This is a genomic window from Rothia mucilaginosa (genome assembly GCF_001061665.1).
Lineage (GTDB): Bacteria > Actinomycetota > Actinomycetes > Actinomycetales > Micrococcaceae > Rothia > Rothia mucilaginosa_A.
Genome location: NZ_JVSP01000006.1, coordinates 281,613 through 300,134, shown reverse-complemented (window position 1 = coordinate 300,134; position 18,522 = coordinate 281,613). Strand labels below are relative to the sequence as shown.

The following is an 18,522-nucleotide window of genomic DNA, read 5'->3' as shown; positions in this document are numbered from 1 at the left end:
CGCGCCTACGCAGGGGCACCCGTCACCCGGACGCTCCGCCCCTCCTTGCTTCGCTGCGGAGAGCGTCCGGGCTGACACCCTGAGGGGCGCTTCCGGAAAATGCGGCTACACCCGCTACTACCGAACAGGAAGGTACGGCGCCTCCTGCCCTTGACCATAGACAGCACAAAGGGACGGCACCATCCTCGCTACGGATGACGCCGTCCCTTTGTGTACGCGGTTAGCTCTGCTGCGCTAGGTAGCTCAACAGCGTGGCGGTCAGCTCCGGGTCATGCGCCAGCGCCGTGCCGTTCAGGTGGGTCACCGGCGCAATCAGACGCACCGACGACGCCAACCACACGCCGTCCGACTCAAACAAATCCTGCGGGTAGAGCGGGCCGAAGCCCAGCTCCCAACCGGCCTGGCGTGCCGCCTCGAACACCGCGCCCTGCGTGGTGCCGGGAAGGATGCCGTGGCTCGGCTCGGGCGTGTACAGCACCTTCTTGCCGTCCTCAATCTTGGCGACCAGCACCGAGGAGGTGGCGCCCTCGAGCACGCGACGCTCGTCGGTGATGAAGATTGCGTCATCCGCGCCGCGCTCCTGCACGTACCGCAGAACCGCCATGTTCACGGCATAGGAGAGGGTCTTCGCGCCCGCCAGAAGCCACGGGTAGGCGCTGTTGTCCATCGGCTCGTGACCGCGCGGCAGCAGCATCGCCTTCACGCCCTCGGTGCGGCGCTTCACGATGGATGCGGGCACCGGCGAGGCAATCAGCAGCGTGTACGGGCCCGGCTGCATGGAAGTGACCGCCTGGGTGGGGCCGCGCGAAATAATAATCTTCACGATGTGCTCTTCGCCCAGCGCAGTCTCGGCACCGGCGGTCGCCTCACGCATGAGGCGCTCCACCGCCGAACGCAGAATCTCGGGTTCCGGGTCGGGCAAATCCAGCATGCGCGCCGACGACTCGAGGCGGGACAGGTGCATGCCGAGCTTACGCACGCGACGGTTGACGGACAGCATGGTCTCAAAGACGCCGTCGCCGCGGGTGAAGCCCTGATCATCAACGCTGATGAGGGGCACGGACGGGTCGACGAAGATGCCCTGCGGGTTCTGCTCGTTCAGAAGAATTACGGTACTAGACATAGTTTTATTGTACGTTCGCATCCAGAACCAGCGCGGGATGAGGGTACTCGCCCTCATTCCTACAGGGGCAGATACACGAGGCACGCAGAAGGGGCGGTGCTATCCACGCTCCTACAGGGGCACCCGTCCTCGCTTCGCTTCGGACACCCTGATGTCGCTTACGGATAACACCGCCCCTCCTGGGCATGCGTACAGATATGTATTTGTGAACGGCTAGTGGCCCGCCGGCGCGCCCTGACCTTCACCAGCCCCGTGGCTCAAACCGTCCGCCGAGTAGTCCGAATCCTTACGCGGCGTAGTCCACAGCACCAGCGCCGTCAGGACCGCGAAACCAAAAATGGAGAAGCCCATCGGCAGGTACTCATGCTCACCAGCAAACGACACCAGCGGCGCCGCCAACGCACCCAGCATCGCCTGAACCGTACCCATCACCGCCGAAGCACTACCCGCCATGTGGCGCGCCTCGTTCAACGCCAACGCCGAAGCATTACCAAAAATCAGGCCGCACGAGCTGGTCAGCAGGAACAGCAGAACCAGCGTCGGCACCAGCGAAATACCGACAAGGAAGCTAACCAACAGCAGCGAAGACACCGCCAGCAGACTCACCACGCCAACATTCACGATGCGGCGCTGCGCCACACGACCAACCAGCTTCGTTGCAATCGCGCTGAACAGCACAATACCAATCGAGTTCACACCGAACACGATCGTGAACTCAGTCTCGGACAAGCCCAGAATCTTCTGCAACACAAACGTCGAACCGGAAATGTACGAGAACAGCGCACCAAACGCGAAGCACATCGTCAGCATGAAACCCAGGTAGCGGCGAATCTTGAAGACCTTCGGCAACTCCGAGTACACGCTCAGGGCGGTGCCCTGGTAGCGTTCCTCCACCGGCAGGGTCTCCTTAATCACAAAGATCACGCCGAGCATCATGACCGCGGTCACCACGCCGAGCACATGGAAAATATCGCGCCAGCTACCCCACGACAGCACCCAGCCACCAAACAGCGGCGCAAGCACCGGCGCGAAGCCGTTAATCATCATCATGACGCCCATGAGCTTAGCGGTCGCCAGACCCTGAGTCGTATCAGTCACGATGGAACGCGCCAGCACCGCACCGATCGAACCGGTGAAGCCCATCATGAAACGCGCAAAAATCAGCAGCTCAATGTTCGGAGCGAAACCACACGCCACCGTCGCAATGAAGCAGATAACCGCACCAATCAGCAGCGGCTTGCGGCGGCCCGTCTTATCAGAGAGGGGACCCACGACCAGCTGGCCGAGCGCCATACCCACCATGAACGCACTCAACGTCAGGGATGCGTTCGTGCTGGTGGTGTTCAGGTCCTCCGCGACAGCGGGCAGTGCGGCAAGGTACATGTCCGTAGCAAGCGGCGCAATCGCGGTCAGCAGCGCCAGAACTACGATAAAAATGGGCGATAGCCCGAAGGAGGTCTTAGTCGACTTCGAAGACATTAGTCTTAGTTTTTCTTTCTGCGTGATGCGCGTGCAACGGCGCCTGCGGCTCTACAAGACATGGATGCGGTGGTACCGCCCCTGGGGATGAGCTTGCGCAGGCTGGAAGCACAACTTGTTCACGGTAGCAGAATTGGGTGTGGCTTCGTAAGTTAAACGTTTGACATTTTTTAATTTGGGAGCGGGACGGGTGCGCAGAGGGTACGCAGAAGGGGCGGTGTTATCCACGCTCCTACAGGGGTTAGGGGAGGGTACGCCACATATTTCCTCCGCGCCTACGCAGGGGCACCCGTCGCACAGACGCTCCGCCTCTCCTTGCTTCGCTGCGGAGAGCGTCTGTACGACACCCTGAGGGCGCTTCCGGAAAACGTGGCTACACCCTACGCATACTGGAGCAAAAGGGCGGTGTTATCCACGCTCCGTTGGAGAGATAACACCGCCCCTTTCGCGGTTTGTTTTAGCCTGCCACTCAGCCCCCAGCGCTGAAGAAACATTTGAGAAATATTCTTGAGAAGCCTTGCTAGGCCCAACGGCATAACTTACGTTGGTCATACCACGCGATACGACCGGAGGGAGCACCTCAGATGCGCAATCACTATTACAAATATTTGCTATGCATCCTGCTGCTCATAGCTTGTGTCTTGCTCGTAGTCTTTGCCGTGCTTTCTAACAACAACCCGGGTAACGAAAAAGACGGCACTGCCTCCACGCACGCGCCGAGCAATACCTCAACCTACTGGGATAAAGACCGCATGGAATCCGCTAGCCCGGCTCCCATGCCCGAATAAAACAGCGCCTGAATAAAACTGCCTCTAAATAGCCGTAGAGCCCAATGCTTCGAGATACACGAAGCATCGGGCCCTACTGTCTTGTAGGCGGCTGCTACTGTGCCGCGCTGTCGTAGATGAAGTCCACGGTCGCGTAGTCCTCCGGGATTTCGGCGAGCAGCGCCTCCTCCTGTGCCGTCCAGCGTTCCCAGTGCGGGCGGAACGTGTCACCGTCACGAGCCATGGCACGTTCGTAACGCACCTCGTCCGGGGCGGTGGCGAGAATACGCACCTCGCAGGCGCCAGCAATCGCGCCGACACCCTCACAGATGATGACCTGCGTAGCCGCCGGGTCGACGGTGCGCACCTCACCGGGGGCGCCCGCCTCCCAATCCCACGGGGTGTAGGTCCCGGCAATACCCTCGGTCAGCTGCACGGATAGCGCGTCCCACGCCTCCACGCCGTCGAAGAGGCCGTCCCAGCCGGGGTAGAAGTCGTCCAGGTGCAGCACGTGCACGCTGTGGCCGGCGGCGGTGAGCTCCTGCTCAAGCTGCGCGGCGAGGCTGGTCTTGCCGGTGCCGCTGCGGCCGTCAATGCCGATAATCAGCGGGATCTGCGCGAAGTCGGCAAGGAACTGCGCACGGAACTCGGTGAATTCGGCGGTGTCCATGTCAAAGTCGTTGCCGATGCCGTGCTCCAGGCGCAGCATGTCTTTGCAGAGTTCCAGGATTTCGGTGGTGCCGGTGACGCGGCGGTTCTGGTTCAGGGGAATACGCTGGCTCACTGCGCGTCGCCTTCCTGCTTGAGGTGGTTGATGAGGCCGCGTGCGGCGGCGTCAATGAGGTCGGTGGTGTACACGAAGTCGCGTTCGCTACCGTACCAGGGGTCGTAGATGCCGAGCTGGTCCAGGTGGGTGGTGGTGACCTTCGGGTCGAAGCTGCGCATCATGCGGATCTTGGCCTTGTCGGCCTCGTTGCGGGCGAGGGCTTTGAGGCGCAGGTAGTGGGGTGCGTCCATGGCGAGGATGAGGTCGTTGCGGTCGAAGTCCTCGACGGTGAAGACGCTGGCGCGGTGCGCGGACGGGTCGATACCGCGGGTGGTGAGCTGCGCGGCGGCGCGCGGGTCGATGCGGTTGCCTTCTTCTTCGTTGCTGATGCCGCTGGAGGTGACGGTGACGGGCACGCCGGCTTCTTGGGCGTGCTGGCGGATGAGGTATTCGCCGACGGGGGAGCGGCAGATGTTGCCGGTGCAGACAGTCATGATTCGGTACATGGTTCTAGTGTATCGGTGGGGTGCCGGGTGGGCAGGTACGGCGGGTGTTTGGGGTGGTTCTTCGGGCGGCGGCGATGTGACGGGCGGATGCGCTCGCCAGTGGGGAAGAGGAGGGAGGCTGTCGCTACCGGACCCGGGCGAGAAAAGGCCCCGCCGACGTAGGGCCGGCGGGGCCTTTAGTTTAAGGGAAGGTCGTATTCATTCTATAAAAAATTATATATTGCATATTAAGTGGGGGTGTGGGTTTGATTTTAATAGTGTATTTTTGATTTTCCTCATCCCAGGAATTAGGGTCAAAAAGTATACAGCCCTCGGGGACTCTGAATGAAATGCCGCCGGGGGCATTAATTTGGATAGTATCAAAGGATCCAGGATATGAGTAGTCAATCCTGAAACTATAGTAATTAGGGTCGGCTTTATACGAGAATCCTGCAGAATCGCTTTCTTTAATATTTTTTTCATTTACGAATTCAGGGGACTCTTCAAAGCAAGAGTTATCGAAATTTACCCCCTTATGGAAAGTTGCTTTATTGAAATGTGTTTGCGCATTAAAAACTGACTTGTAAAATGATGTATTTCCGTGAAATTTGGCACCATGAAACGATGCATAGTTAACCTGAAAAATGCTTGAATCAAAGACCGTCGAATCGAAAATCGCATCTTCAATAAAAGTCGCATTACTGAAATCTGCATCTTTCTTGAAGAATGCTTCTGTGAAATCTACTCCATTTTGGAATGTTACATCTAAAAAATTTGCATTTTCTTCAAAGGATACTCCAGTAAAGTTCGTGCCTCCGTAAAACTTGGATCCGCAAAAATTTGTAATTCCATAGAAAATCGAATTGCTGAAGTTTGCATTTTCAAGATTTATATCATTTAAACTGTAAAATATGGGTGATCTTGTGAAGTTAAACTCAAATACACTCCATTTTCCTGGCTTAATTTCATTGCTGTCATTGCATTTGCTGGATCGTTTACTTATTTCGTTAAATATAACTTGACGTATCTTTTGTTCCATATAAAGCGCACCTCTTTCATTCGTAAATTTATCCCCAGATTCTTCAAAGGTCTCAATATCTTCAATAAATATTCTTTTTTCTGCTAAAGAATATGGAGACTGAATATACGCGCAAAGACTATTAATAATAATCTGACCTTCTGCTATCCTATCTGTTTCGTCGGGAGTAGTTTTACTGTCAGTTAGCCACTCATCCGCGAGCTTGACTAGAGTATAAATGCCACCAAGACGAACAGCGGATTTGTCATCAGCTAGCTGTTCAATCGCTTTGGCATAGCGGCTACGACGTTCAGCTTTGACCTGCCGAGCATGGTCAAGGTCGTTTTTGTCTTTTTCTTGCAGATTCTTGCGTCGGGTTTCCCAAAGAGTAAGCATTGCGAGAATACCGCCGGTAGCTGCCAAAACAGCCTGACGGAGCGCCGCTACGCTATCGCCAGCGCTGAATGGTTCTGATATGTGTAAGGGTAAGCAGAAAGCGCAGAATGCACCGATAGCAGCTATCGCGATGAGGGCTGTATAGAACCAGTTTCTGCTCCACCAATTGTGAAGCCGCGAAGGCTCTTTGTGTATCTTATCTGGCTCAGCCATATTTCTTGTCTCCTATCTTCTTTGAGAGGAATGGTCACCCTCCAGCATAGTGCAAAACTGTCTAACCTGTGCTTCTAACGGTCATACGCAAAGGCCCCGCCGAAACTGGGTTGGCGGGTGTTACTGGTGAGGTCTGATTCAGTGGGCTTTTATTCCTTGGTATTTGAATCTTCACGAGGCTTTGCAGGCTCACTGACGTAGATGTATCTGTACTGTTCTTCATCCCAGGAATTCGGATCGAAGAGTATCGTTCCTACAGGGATAGAGTATTTCACATCGTTAAGCTCGATTTCTCCTAAACGAACGGGCTGACTATGTTTACCGACCGTGAAGTTATGTGAGTTTTGATCTTCGAGGATTGCGAATCGTGCTCTGTCTATCAGACCTGAATCTTCGTTAGTTTCCACAAATTTTGGTGAATTCGTCCTGAAGATTGCAGCGTCAAAGTTTGCGTTTTGGGTGAAATATGTTCCGCTAAAGTTTGCGTTTTTAGTGAAAATCGCTTCGCTAAAGTTCGCGTTTTGGGTGAAGCTTGCCCTACTGAAGTAGGCGTCTTTAATGAAGGTCGCCCAGGTAAAGTCTGCGCCTTCGACGAAGACCACATCCCAGAAGCCCGCGTCTTCGGTGAAGGTTGCCCCGCCGAATCCTGCGGCTCTGGTGAAGGTTGCCCCGTTGAAGCTCGCGGGTTGGGTGAAGGTGACGCTCCAGAAGTCCGCGCCTTGGGTGAATGCAACGTCCCAGAAGCCTGCATCCTGGATAAACCTCGTTCTAGTGAAGTCTGCAGTTTGGGTGAAGGTCGCCTCGTTGAAGTTTGCAGTTCGGGCAAAGATAGTCTTGAAGAAACTCGATTCACCATAGAATCTGGCAGAAGCAAAATTAGCTTCTTCAATCGTGAGGTGGCTAAGAGGATAGAAAATCAGTGCTCGGCTGAAATCAAAATTGAAGTTGCTCCATGGGCCAGGAGTAATAGAATATTTGGCCTGCGTACCTTTCGTAACGGTACTACTACGCTTGCTCATTTCGGCAAAAATAGCTCGACGTATATCTTGTTCTTCACGAAGCTTTGCATAGTCTGCAGTGATGTCTTCAGAATTTTTATAATCATTAGAATCTTTTAAAAACTCTCGTAGAACCTGAATCCGTGGAGAACCTACTTCTTTGGAAAATAAAGTTTCGAACTCCTCAAGCTCTTTTAGCTCCTTGTGAGCTTCATATGCTTCAACCTTCTCCGCGATGAGAAAAGGCGAACGAATGTAGGAGCAGAGGTTATTGATAATAACCTGACCCTCTTTTTGCCGTTCTTCAGAATTGAGGGTTTCATCAGCGAGCCACTCATCAATCAAGCCCACAAGAGTATAGATTCCGCCCAGACGGACAGTCGCTTTCTCATCAGCTAGCTGCTCGACAGCCTTGGTGTAGCGGCTACGGCGTTCAGCATAGACTTGGCGGGTATGGTCGTTTTCGTTTTTCTCTTTTTCCTGGCTATTCTTTCGGTGACTCTCGCCGAGGGTGATAACACCTAGGACACCACCAGTGGTGTAGAGAATGAGCTGCCTGAGAACCCGACCGTCATCGTCCTTACCGAAACCAGAGTTGAGCGCGATGGGCAGGAGGAAAGCTAATGCTCCGCCAAAGATAGCGATTGCCCCAATCCAACTGTAGAACAGGGGTATATTCTTCTTTAGGTTGATGAGATGTGCACAGAGCAAGAAGCCAGCAACTACACCTGCGCATATAAAGAGTAACTGCCAGGCTTCGGCTGAATTTAGGAACATATGTCTGGTTCTCCTGTCCTCTCTGATAGGAACGTTCACCTTCCAGCATAGGGTAAAGCTACTTGCCATGAGGCGCGCCCGGTCATATACGAAAGCCCTTCCACACATTCAATGTGGCGGAGCCTCTGGATATTACTGCGCGGGCTCACTGAAGCGGGTGTAGTCCTGCTTCTCTTCGTCCCAGGAATCCGGGTCGTACAGCACAGTGCCGAGAGGGAGAACGAACGTTCTATTAAGAAGCGTTGCTGTGCCGCAGCTGAAGCCGTGCCTGCTCTCCGGGTGCGCCTCGAACTGGTAATCCTGCGGATCCGCCTGTGCCGAGAACCGTGCCCTCTGCAGCCGCCTCTCCAAAGCCTCAAAGGACGGCTTAACATACATGAAGCTAGTCTGCCTGAAATCCGCGCCATGACCGAACGTCGCATCCGCGAAGTAGGCGCCCTCAAAGCTCGCCCCGTTGAAGCTCACCGCCCGCGCGAACGTCGCCTTGTAGAAGCCGACATGCGCCGTGAACGTCGCCTTACTAAAGTCGGCGCCCTGCGCGAAGGTCGCGTTACTGAAGTTCGCTCTCTGCGGGAAGTCCATCTCATAGCGCGTCCTTGGAAGCGCAATAAAAGACGCCCGGCTGAACGTGGCGTCGCCGTCGAACCGCGCCCCACCAAAATCCTCGTACTGTGTGAAGGACGCCCCGCTAAAGTCCGCCGCGCCCGTAAAGCGCACGTTGCTGAACATTGCGGACTGCTTGGTGGCTATACCGGCAAAGCGCGCGGCCCCGCCGAACAGCGACTTAGAGAACACCGCCGGGCGGTTGAAGACCGACGCGGCGAAGTGCGCTTCATCGTGGAACGTGGAGGCGGTGAATATTGCCTTTCCGTCAAAGGTGACCGCCGCGAAGCTGGCTATGCCCGCGGTGTTCAAGCGCGAGAAGTCGGCATCGGATTTGAAAGCGGATACCGCGAAGTCAGCCGCAGCTGAAAAGACCGCGTCTGAGAAGTCAGCCTCGCCGGTGAAGGTTACGGTTGCGAAGCTTGCCGCGTCCGCAAAGCGCGCCCCGCTGAACTCTGCCGCGCCCGCGAAGTGTGCGGCGCTGAACCCCACCCAGTCGGTGAAGTTCGCGCCGTGGAAGGATGCGTCAGCCGTGAACTGCGCCGCCGAAAAGCTGGTGTCACCGTGGAAGGTTGCGCCGAAGAAATCTGCCGGGCCGTAGAAGGTTGCGGAGGCGAAATCGGCGTTCTGAAAGTGCAGCTGCCCCAGCGGGTAGAAGATGGGTGCGCCGCCAAAGTCGAAGCTCAGGTCAGCCCACATGGGTGATACCGACGGTACCGTGCGCTGGTCTTCCTCGCTGTCTGCATTGTTGCTCTCGGCGGCCGCGGCGAGGCGGCGGCTGAACTCCTTGAAGACTGTGCGGCGCACCAGCTGCTCTTCGCGTAGTTCTTCCTGATCGCGGGCAAAGTCGCCTTCGTACTCTTCGGGAGCCTCATCTGCTTCTAGAATCTGCCGTTTCTGTGCGAGGGGGTAGGGCGTGCGGATGCACTCGGTCAGCGCATCGATAATGGTCTGGGCTTCTTCACGGCGTACCTGCTCGGGGAGGGATGCGTCGGTGAGCCATTCGTCTGCGAGGTTTGCAAGCGTGTACGTCCCGCCGAGGCGTACGGCGGGCTGCCCGTCGAGGAATTGTTCGAGGGCGTGCGTGTAGCGTTCGCGCCGCTCAGCCTGCTGGTTGCGTGCCGGGGTGTTTTTGTGGTGCCGCATCGCAGTTAAGAGTTTGTTGAGGTTCATGGCGGTGTGCCCTTCCTGCTCCGGTGCTGGCTTATATCCAGCATAGGGGAGAACCCCACCCTCGCGCGCTCACGCTGGGCAAAAGAGAATCCCCGCCTGCACGAGAAGTACAGACGGGGCCTTTAGAAAACTTACCTCCTAGAGGAGGAAATGTATGGTGTTACTCTGCCGGTTTGCTGACTCGGGTATATCTCTGTTGCTTCTCATCCCACGAATCAGGATCGTAGAGATGGGAATTAACAGGAATCTTCGCCTCATACCGTTTACATCTTCTTTTACCCACGAGAGTTACAGATTTGATATTTATTGTGGGTATATCAAGATGATTGAGGTCAAGGAATTTATGCACGGAGGAACAGCTGAAAATAGAACCATCAAAGGAAACCTGACCATCTTGTAGAGCTGGTGTGATTATAGTGGATCCTTTGAAAATTGAACTATCGAATATTGCGCCTGCCTTAAGTGTCGTTGCCCGAAAATTTAATTCTTTTTCAAAACACGAATCGCTGAAACGAGCTGTCCCCTGAAAGTGTGCGCATGAGAAGGAAGCGTCTCCGAAATAATGAGTATCCGAAAATATTGAAATTCCTTGAAAACCTGAAAAACTAAAATCTGCTAGTCCAAAAAATTTTGAATTACGAAAATCTGGATTGAAAAACCTTAGTTTGTTAAGAGGGTAGAAAATTGTTGATTTTCTAAAATCAAATTCAAATACATGCCATGTTACGTAATCTCGTTTTCCTTTCTCATCAAGGGGGCGAAGGCGGACGCTTATTTCATCAAAAATACTTCGACGTACTTCTTGTTCTTCGAAAAGTCTTGTTTGGTCCTCAGTAAATTTTCCTTCGTAATTATCTGGTTTACTATCCAACTCAAGAACTGAACGTTTCTCAGCTAACTTAAAAGGAGAACGAATATAAGCGCATAGATTATTGACAATAACCTGCCCCTCTTTTATTCGAGTTTCTTCATCGATGTTATCGTCCTCGAGCCACTCATCGGCAAGTCCTACAAGTGCGTACACTCCACCAAGACGGACAGGAGCATGCTTGCTAGAAAGCTTATCAACTGCTGCAATGTAACGGTCACGGCGAGCTGCATGAACCTGACGAATATGGTCCTGGCTATTCTTGCGATTTGTCTCAATAAGGCCCAAGACAGCGATAATGCCACCAGTAATATATAGAAGATGAAGTCTTAAATCAGAAGATGGATCTTTAGAAGACTGATTCTGTTGATTTCCGGAACCTTGGCCATTCTGCGTACCGCTCGTAGATTGCTGAGTATCGGGCTTAAACCAATTTGTATAGGAAGGAATATAAAGGGCGGCAGTTGCTCCCAGAACTGCGAGAGTCGCAAGAGAAATAACAAAGTATTTTCCCGTAAGGTCGGAAAAGAACTTTTGTATCACCCTAATAAGTGGAAAGAATACAAAAAGCCCAAATAATAGCAATAAGAATGTTATTATTGCGCCATTGATTGGCGCCCCAAATTTTGAAAAATTAAATCCCTCTGTTAATTCTGCCAGTCCTTCTCTGCATGAAATGATAGCAAATACAACGGCTGGAATTACAAATAGTGCAATTATTTTTTTCTCAAGTTGCCGAGATGAGCGTTCATCTGGTGGGATGTTTTTGGGTGGCATGGGGTCTCCTGTCTACTTTGAGAGGATATGGTCGTAACCAGGATACGGTAGGCGGGTAGTCTCAAGCCACAGGTGAAGGTTAGAGAATTGCGGACCGGACAAGCAGAGATACCTCCATAAAGCGAGCGATGGAGCTTGCCGGCGGGCTCTCCATATATAACTCCCTATATAAGAGGAGCGATTCTTGGACGTCCCACTGCACCTCCAGCAACGCTGCCAGAGGCCTAGCTTCCCGGCTCAAAAATCGCGCCTAAAAATCGCCCCGCACACCCTATATAAGTTGCCCCTGCGCCACCTCTCGCACCCCAATTTTTCGGTTTTCCGCCCCTTTCTAAAAAATTTTTAAAAATTTTTTCGCCCAGTTAGCCCGCCCATGTCCGCCGTGCGCTGAATCGCCTCGCCGCGCCCTCGCCCAGCCCAAAAACCCCGGAATTTCGCGGCAAAACCGCCCATCTTCGTCTCGCCGCCGCCCTAAAATCACCCACAAAACGCTCCTCCGGAGCCCCGAAAAACCCGCCCTTCACGCCCCTCCACACAAAAAAGTTGAGTTAAATACACTCAAGTCTCTTGACAGCCCCTCCGAGAGGGTGCATACTTGAGTACATGAGGCTCAAGGAAGCCGCGCAGACCACCCCACACGGGGCGGCACGCGCAGCACCAACCGCCTCCAAAACTTTCAAACTATCCCGCCTCGCATTAGAAGAAGCGGGGCACTGATCACAAGGAGTGAATAAATATATGGCACGTGCAGTAGGTATTGACCTCGGTACCACCAACTCGGTCGTAGCAGCACTGGAAGGTGGCGACCCGGTCGTCATCGCTAACGCAGAGGGCACCCGCACCACCCCCTCCGTCGTCGCATTCTCCAAGGACGGCGAGGTTCTGGTCGGTAGCGTCGCAAAGCGTCAGGCAGTGACCAACGTCGACCGCACCATCTCCTCCGTCAAGCGCCACATGGGCACCGACTGGACCACCGAGATTGACGGCAAGAAGTACACCCCGCAGGAAATCTCCGCTCGTATCCTCATGAAGCTGAAGGGTGACGCAGAGGCATTCCTGAACGACAAGGTCACCGACGCCGTCATCACCGTCCCGGCATACTTCAACGACGCTGAGCGTCAGGCAACCAAGGAAGCCGGCGAGATTGCAGGCCTGAACGTCCTGCGTATCGTCAACGAGCCCACCGCCGCAGCACTCGCATACGGCCTGGACAAGGGCAAGGAAGACGAGCTCATCCTGGTCTTCGACCTCGGTGGCGGTACCTTCGACGTCTCCCTGCTGGAAGTCGGCAAGGACGACGACGGCTTCTCCACCATTCAGGTTCGCGCAACCAGCGGTGACAACCGCCTCGGTGGTGACGACTGGGACCACCGCATCGTCGAGTGGCTGCTCGCACAGGTGAAGGCAAACACCGGCGCAGACCTGTCCAAGGACAAGATTGCTCTGCAGCGTCTGCAGGAAGCAGCTGAGCAGGCTAAGAAGGAGCTGTCCAGCGCTTCTAGCACCAACATCTCCCTGCAGTACCTGTCCGTGACCCCCGAGGGCCCCATCCACCTGGATGAGAAGCTGACCCGCGCAAAGTTCGAGGAACTGACCCGCGACCTGCTCGAGCGCACCAAGAAGCCCGTGCTCGACGTAATCAAGGAAGCTGGCGTGTCCATCTCCGAGATTTCCGAGGTCATCCTGGTCGGTGGCTCCACCCGTATGCCCGCTGTTGCTGAGCTCGTCAAGGAGCTCACCGGCCGCGAGCCCAACAAGGGCGTGAACCCCGACGAGGTCGTGGCAATGGGCGCAGCCCTGCAGGCAGGTGTGCTGAAGGGCGACCGTAAGGACGTTCTGCTGATTGACGTCACCCCCCTCTCCCTCGGTATCGAGACCAAGGGCGGCGTGATGACCAAGCTGATCGAGCGCAACACCGCAATCCCGACCAAGCGTTCCGAGACCTTCACCACCGCAGAGGACAACCAGCCCTCCGTGACCATTCAGGTCTTCCAGGGTGAGCGTGAGTTCACTCGCGACAACAAGAACCTGGGTACCTTCGAGCTGACCGGCATCGCCCCCGCACCCCGTGGCGTGCCCCAGATTGAGGTCACCTTCGACATTGACGCAAACGGCATCGTGCACGTCTCCGCAAAGGACAAGGGCACCGGCGCTGAGCAGTCCATGACCATCACCGGCGGTACCTCCCTCTCCAAGGACGACATCGACCGCATGGTCAAGGACGCAGAGGCACACGCTGAGCAGGATAAGGCACGCCGCGAGGCTGCTGACACCCGCAACGCAGCTGAGTCCGTCGCATACTCCGTCGAGAAGCTCCTGAAGGAGAACGGCGACAAGCTGCCCGAGGACGTCAAGACCTCCGTTCAGGGCGATGTCGACGAGCTGAAGAAGGCACTCGAGGGCGACGACGACGCAGCAGTGAAGTCCGCATTCGAGAAGCTACAGGCATCCCAGTCCAAGCTGGGCGAGGCACTCTACGCAGTAGCTCAGGCTGAGGCATCCGAGTCCAAGCCCGCCGCTGATGAGGACGTTGTCGACGCCGAGGTTATCGACGAAGATGAGAAGAAGTAATCATGGCTGAGCAGGAAAACACCACCCCCGACCCGCTGGAGGAGGCATTCAACGCCCCCGCAGCGGAAGGCCACCCCGAAGCTGAATCGGTCGAAAGCCCCGAGGAAGCTGCGGAAGCCGTCGAGGCTGAGCTCCAGGACGCCGTAGAAGCAGAATCTGCGGATGCGGCACTCGCCGCGGAGCGCCTGGACTCCCTGCTTCGCCTGCAGGCAGAGTTCACTAACTTCAAGAACCGCACCGCTCGCGAAAAGGAGCAGCTGCGAGGCTTCGTAACCAGTGAACTGGTGACCGCACTGCTGCCGGTGCTCGATGATATCGACGCCGCACGCAAGCACGGCGACCTGCAGGAAGGCCCCTTTGCCTCCATCGCTACCAAGCTCGAAGAGCTGCTCGGCAAGCAGGGCGTGGAGCGCTTCGGTGAAGTAGGCGACGCCTTCGACCCGAACATCCACGAAGCTGTACTGCAGCAGCCCACCGACGAGGTGGCTGAGGATCATGTCTCCATGGTTCTGCGTTACGGCTACCGCGTGAACGACCGTGTGGTTCGTACCGCTCAGGTGGCTGTGGCTGTCGCACCGTAAGGTGATCGGCTCAGCATTGGCTGAATAACTAACGACGGGCGGGTGCTCTCCCTAGTGGGGGAGTGCCCGCCCTGTTGTTTGCCTGAACTGTTTGCCAGGGTTATTTATCCGGGCTGTGGCGAGCTGTGGTGGCGGTTAAAGGCTTGTAGGGGCGCTATTTTTTTGGGCTCAGCCCTTTCAAAATTGAGTCAAGTAGACTAAACTTTTATATAGAGCATTAAGACAAGTGCGCGGTGCCCCTGCAAGCCGTCCCGTAACCGAGGAGGGCGGCGCATCACCGCAGAAGGAGAAACATAACATGGCAAGTGAAAACTGGCTAACCGACGACTTTTATAAGGCCCTGGGCGTGAGCGAAGACGCAAGCGAAAGCGACATCAAGAAGGCGTACCGCAAGCTCTCCCGCAAGTACCACCCGGACCTGAACCCCGGTGACGAGCAGGCTGAGAAGAAGTTCAAGGAAATCTCCGAGGCCTACGACGTGCTCTCCGACAAGAAGCAGCGCGAGGAGTACGACCAGATTCGCCGCTACGGCGCCGCAGGCATGGGCGCGGGCGGCTTCGGTGCAGGCGGCTTTAGCGGCGGCTACCCCGGCGCAGACGCCTTCGGCGGATTCCGCGGCGGCACCAGCGCCAATATCAACATTGATGACCTGCTCGGCGGCCTCTTCGGCGGAAGCACCGGCGGTAGCCGCCGTCGCTCCGCCGGCTTCACCAGCGCCGACTTCGGCGGCATGGGTAGCGGCTTTGGCGGCGCACAGCACGCGGCCCCCGAGGAAAGCACCACCAGCACCCGCATCAGCCTGGCCCAGGCCTACACCGGCGCAAACGTGACCGTGTTCCTGCCGGACGGCTCCCACACCGAGGCACGCATCCCCGCCGGCATTAAGGACGGTCAGAAGGTCCGCCTGCGCGGCAAGGGTCTGCGTGGCGGCGACCTGAAGGTCACCGTGCGCGTCTCCGATGACTCCGTGTACTCCCGCGAGGGCAACAACCTGGTTATGCGCGCCCCCGTCACCCTCGCCGAGGCTGTTGACGGCGCAGTGATCGAGGTGCCCCTGCCCGACGCATCCACCGTGAAGCTGCGCCTGGCCCCCGGTCAGGTGGGTCGCCGACTGCGCGCCAAGGGCCGCGGTTTCAAGACCAAGAACGGCAAGGGTGACCTGCTGGTCATCCCCGAGGTGGTTCTGCCCACCAAGCTCAGCGACGAGGCTCAGAAGGCCTTCGAAGAGTTCGTGAAGCTGGCCCCGCAGGAGAACCCGCGTAAGGATCTGCTGAAGAAGGCGAAGTAAACCATGGCAGCTCGTGAATCATCATCGAAGTCCCGTCGTAGCGAGCCGCTGCACAGCGTGGACCGCCCGGTTTTCGTGATTTCTGTGGCGGCTGAGCTGGCGGGCATGCACCCGCAGACCCTGCGCCAGTACGACCGTATCGGCCTGATCCAGCCTTCGCGTGCGCCCGGTAAGGCGCGCCGCTATTCGCAGCGTGACGTGAACCGTCTGCGGCAGATTCAGCAGCTCTCGCAGGAGGGCGTCTCCCTGGAGGGTATCCGCCGAATCATCGAGCTGGAGGCTCTCCTGGAGTTGCAGAAGGAACAGATTGCGGCCCTGCAGAGCCAGATCGAGGACGCGAAGGTGAAGCTGGGCTTGGCGGAGCGCGTGTTCGCAGCCGGTACCAGCGGCGACGTGGTGCATATTGCCCGCGGTACCCGCCCGGCGCCTCGTCAGCGTTCTTCGGCTGTGGTGCTCTACCGTCAGCATCGCCAGCCGGCTACGGCGGATGATGCGAAGCCGCAGCGCTAAACCGGCTAAACCCGCTACACTGGGATAAACGGCTCGGCTGTTCTAGCTCATTTGCGCTAGTCAGCCACCCATATAGGCTTGTGCGTCTTTGTGTCATACGCCGCGAGGGAGGGTAGACCCCCGCCCCGCATGAACTCAGACCCACACACAAGAAGGTGAGGCTCCCCGAATGACCGGGGAGCCTCACCTGCTTTAACGTATATTCGCGCTAACCTACGCCAAGCTGCGCCAACTGATGCCGGCGCTACTCGGCTTACTTGCGGCGGTAGGTCAGGTCGTGCGCGCGGCGGCCCGCTTCCTGAGCCTTACGCTCAAAGCTGGTGAGGGTACGACCCTCCCAGCGCGGAGCCCAACCACCCTGCGGATCCTCCTCGGTCGCACCGGCGCCGGGGTTCACGTTCTCAAAGTCGGGGTGCGCCTCCAGAACATCGCGCATGACCAGGGCGTACTCCTCCCAGTCGGTCGCCAGGCGCCAAATGCCGCCGGGCTTGAGCACGCGCGCAACCTTATCGGCAAACGCCGGGGACACCAGGCGGCGCTTGTGGTGGCGGGACTTGTGCCAGGGGTCCGGGAAGAACACCCACAGCTCGTCCACGGAGTTCTCCTCGAGCATGTTGTCGAGCAGCTCGGGCGCGTTCGCCTGAGCCACACGCACGTTCTCCACGCCCGCGTTGCCCATCTTCAGCAGCAGGTCCGCGATGCCGGGGGTGTACACCTCGACGGCGAGGAAGTTCGCCTCGGGCATCTCGGCGGCGCGGTGCACGATTGCCTCGCCCAGGCCGGAACCGATCTCGACGACCTGGTAGGCCTCGCGGCCGTAAATCTTGACCGGGTCGAAGGTCGCCTCGGGCGCGACGGAGGTGTCGGTGCGCAGGCGCGGAATGTCCAGCACGTGGGTGGGGGAGTAGGTATCCCAGGCCTTCTGGCGGCGCGCGGTGAGGCGGTCGCCGCGGCGGACGAAGGAGTAGGGCTGGCGGAAGAATTCCTCGGGAACCGGCTTCTTAGCCTTCTCTTCGGTGGATTCGGGTGCCTGGCTAGGCTGCGTGTTCTCAGTAGACATACCTAAAAGAATAGCGCAGGGCCGCTGCACCGTGCGGTTTCGCGGTTTGCTCGGGCGGGGTGATGCCGGGCTGGCCGGGTACGAGCGAACCGGGGGTGGGATAGGGTGCGCGCGCCGGTCTGCGAAGCGTAGAAAACCAGCGGGCGTAGAAATTCTGCGCGCATACAAAAGTGCGGCGGGAACGAATACTGTTCCCGCCGCACTTTCGTGAGGTTGCTTGAGTGAGTTAGCGTGTGGGCCTTACTTCTTGGAGCCCAGCAGCGCCAGACCCGCGCCGAGCATCACGATGTTGTTTGCGAGCTGCTGGCCGTCCTGGGTGGGGCGGAAGTACTCGTCGTGCATGTCGGGGTTGCGGAAGTACATGGTCATCAGGTTTGCCGCGAATGCGGTCAGGCCTGCACCCGCCAGGCGTGCGGGGATGAAGGGCGTCAGCAGGGTTGCGCCGAGTGCGGTCTCTGCGCCGGAGATGAGCTTGCCGAAGGTTGCCGCGTCCAGCTTGGAGACTGCGGGAACGCCGGTTGCCGCCATCTGCTACAGGAAGGCGTAGGTGCCTTCGTCTGCCTTGAGCTTCTTGACGCCTGCGTCGAGGATGAGTGCGCCTGCGGTGATGCGGAGTGCTGCGTTGGAGAACTTGCCCATTGTTGTGTCCTTCTGTTCTGTGGTTGGCCGGTTAGGTTTTCGTTTGAACGGTTACCACTGTAGACCTGAATCCTTGCGCTGTAAAGTTTTGATTGTAAAGTTTCTTAATTTTTTGAAAACCGAAGAGGCGGGGCGCTCGGGATGGGAGCTCTCGGACTCGGCAGGTCACCACAGGCTCACGCCGCCCCTGAACTGTCGCCTCCCTGCGCCGTCTCAAATCCTAGCCATGTTGGATTCCTTGTACTTGTGTGGGTATGAGGGGGTAAAATTTGAGATTATGCATTCTCTGTATATTTCTCATCGGTGATACAAGCCTTGGCTAACCTGTGTCATTGGGGCCCACAAGCTCCGAAATACTGCACGTGCCGCCGAAATAGGAGGTCCACCTCCCTGTACACCGTTAAGGAATATGAGTGAATACCCAACCATC

At 56.8% G+C, this 18,522-nt stretch carries 14 protein-coding genes; 4 read left to right on the top strand and 10 right to left on the bottom strand.

Features of this window, described 5'->3' with window-relative positions:
- Positions 1-220: 220 nt before the first annotated feature.
- From ADJ95_RS04835 to ADJ95_RS09270, 8 genes are all read right to left on the bottom strand, one after another.
- The gene (locus ADJ95_RS04835) at positions 221-1,123 is read right to left on the bottom strand and encodes an aminotransferase class IV (protein ID WP_049333107.1); all 903 of its coding nucleotides are present in this window, start codon (positions 1,121-1,123) and stop codon (positions 221-223) included.
- 213 nt (positions 1,124-1,336) lie between these two features.
- Entirely contained in the window at positions 1,337-2,602 is a 1,266-nt protein-coding gene (locus ADJ95_RS04830) for a multidrug effflux MFS transporter (RefSeq protein ID WP_049333105.1), read from the bottom strand.
- An 882-nt stretch (positions 2,603-3,484) separates the two neighbouring features.
- Entirely contained in the window at positions 3,485-4,153 is a 669-nt protein-coding gene (locus ADJ95_RS04825) for an aminobenzoate synthetase (protein ID WP_049333103.1), read from the bottom strand.
- Complete coding sequence (locus tag ADJ95_RS04820; RefSeq protein ID WP_239662780.1) at positions 4,150-4,629, bottom strand: low molecular weight protein-tyrosine-phosphatase; 480 nt, start codon at positions 4,627-4,629, stop codon at positions 4,150-4,152. The genes ADJ95_RS04825 and ADJ95_RS04820 overlap by 4 nt, the downstream gene beginning before the upstream one ends.
- A 193-nt stretch (positions 4,630-4,822) precedes the next feature.
- Entirely contained in the window at positions 4,823-6,247 is a 1,425-nt protein-coding gene (locus tag ADJ95_RS09125) for a pentapeptide repeat-containing protein (RefSeq protein ID WP_080974947.1), read from the bottom strand.
- 149 nt (positions 6,248-6,396) lie between these two features.
- Positions 6,397-8,022, bottom strand: coding sequence for a pentapeptide repeat-containing protein (locus ADJ95_RS04815; RefSeq protein WP_053088809.1), 1,626 nt, complete (start codon positions 8,020-8,022; stop codon positions 6,397-6,399).
- 132 nt (positions 8,023-8,154) lie between these two features.
- Positions 8,155-9,798 (bottom strand): pentapeptide repeat-containing protein, encoded by a 1,644-nt coding sequence (locus tag ADJ95_RS04810; RefSeq protein ID WP_049333098.1) that lies wholly within the window; start codon positions 9,796-9,798, stop codon positions 8,155-8,157.
- A gap of 160 nt (positions 9,799-9,958) precedes the next feature.
- On the bottom strand, positions 9,959-11,443 hold the full coding sequence (locus ADJ95_RS09270; protein WP_152691704.1) for a pentapeptide repeat-containing protein: 1,485 nt from the start codon (positions 11,441-11,443) through the stop codon (positions 9,959-9,961).
- A 738-nt stretch (positions 11,444-12,181) separates the two neighbouring features.
- Here ADJ95_RS09270 and dnaK point away from each other — a divergent pair.
- From dnaK to ADJ95_RS04785, 4 genes are all read left to right on the top strand, one after another.
- A complete protein-coding gene (gene dnaK, locus ADJ95_RS04800; protein ID WP_049333094.1) occupies positions 12,182-14,014 on the top strand; it encodes a molecular chaperone DnaK in 1,833 nt (610 codons plus the stop codon).
- A 2-nt stretch (positions 14,015-14,016) separates the two neighbouring features.
- Positions 14,017-14,595: a nucleotide exchange factor GrpE gene (locus tag ADJ95_RS04795; RefSeq protein WP_049327877.1), complete on the top strand. Its 579-nt coding sequence runs from the start codon at positions 14,017-14,019 to the stop codon at positions 14,593-14,595.
- A 298-nt stretch (positions 14,596-14,893) separates the two neighbouring features.
- On the top strand, positions 14,894-15,883 hold the full coding sequence (locus ADJ95_RS04790; protein ID WP_049333092.1) for a DnaJ domain-containing protein: 990 nt from the start codon (positions 14,894-14,896) through the stop codon (positions 15,881-15,883).
- Between the two features lie 3 nt (positions 15,884-15,886).
- On the top strand, positions 15,887-16,393 hold the full coding sequence (locus tag ADJ95_RS04785) for a heat shock protein transcriptional repressor HspR (protein WP_049333090.1): 507 nt from the start codon (positions 15,887-15,889) through the stop codon (positions 16,391-16,393).
- Between the two features lie 253 nt (positions 16,394-16,646).
- Here ADJ95_RS04785 and trmB read toward each other — a convergent pair whose 3' ends face one another.
- Positions 16,647-17,453 carry a tRNA (guanosine(46)-N7)-methyltransferase TrmB gene (gene trmB, locus ADJ95_RS04780; RefSeq protein WP_049333088.1) on the bottom strand — a complete coding sequence of 269 codons (807 nt, stop codon included), beginning with the start codon at positions 17,451-17,453 and terminating at the stop codon, positions 16,647-16,649.
- Between the two features lie 240 nt (positions 17,454-17,693).
- Entirely contained in the window at positions 17,694-17,981 is a 288-nt protein-coding gene (locus ADJ95_RS04775) for a hypothetical protein (protein ID WP_239662779.1), read from the bottom strand.
- Positions 17,982-18,522 lie beyond the last annotated feature (541 nt).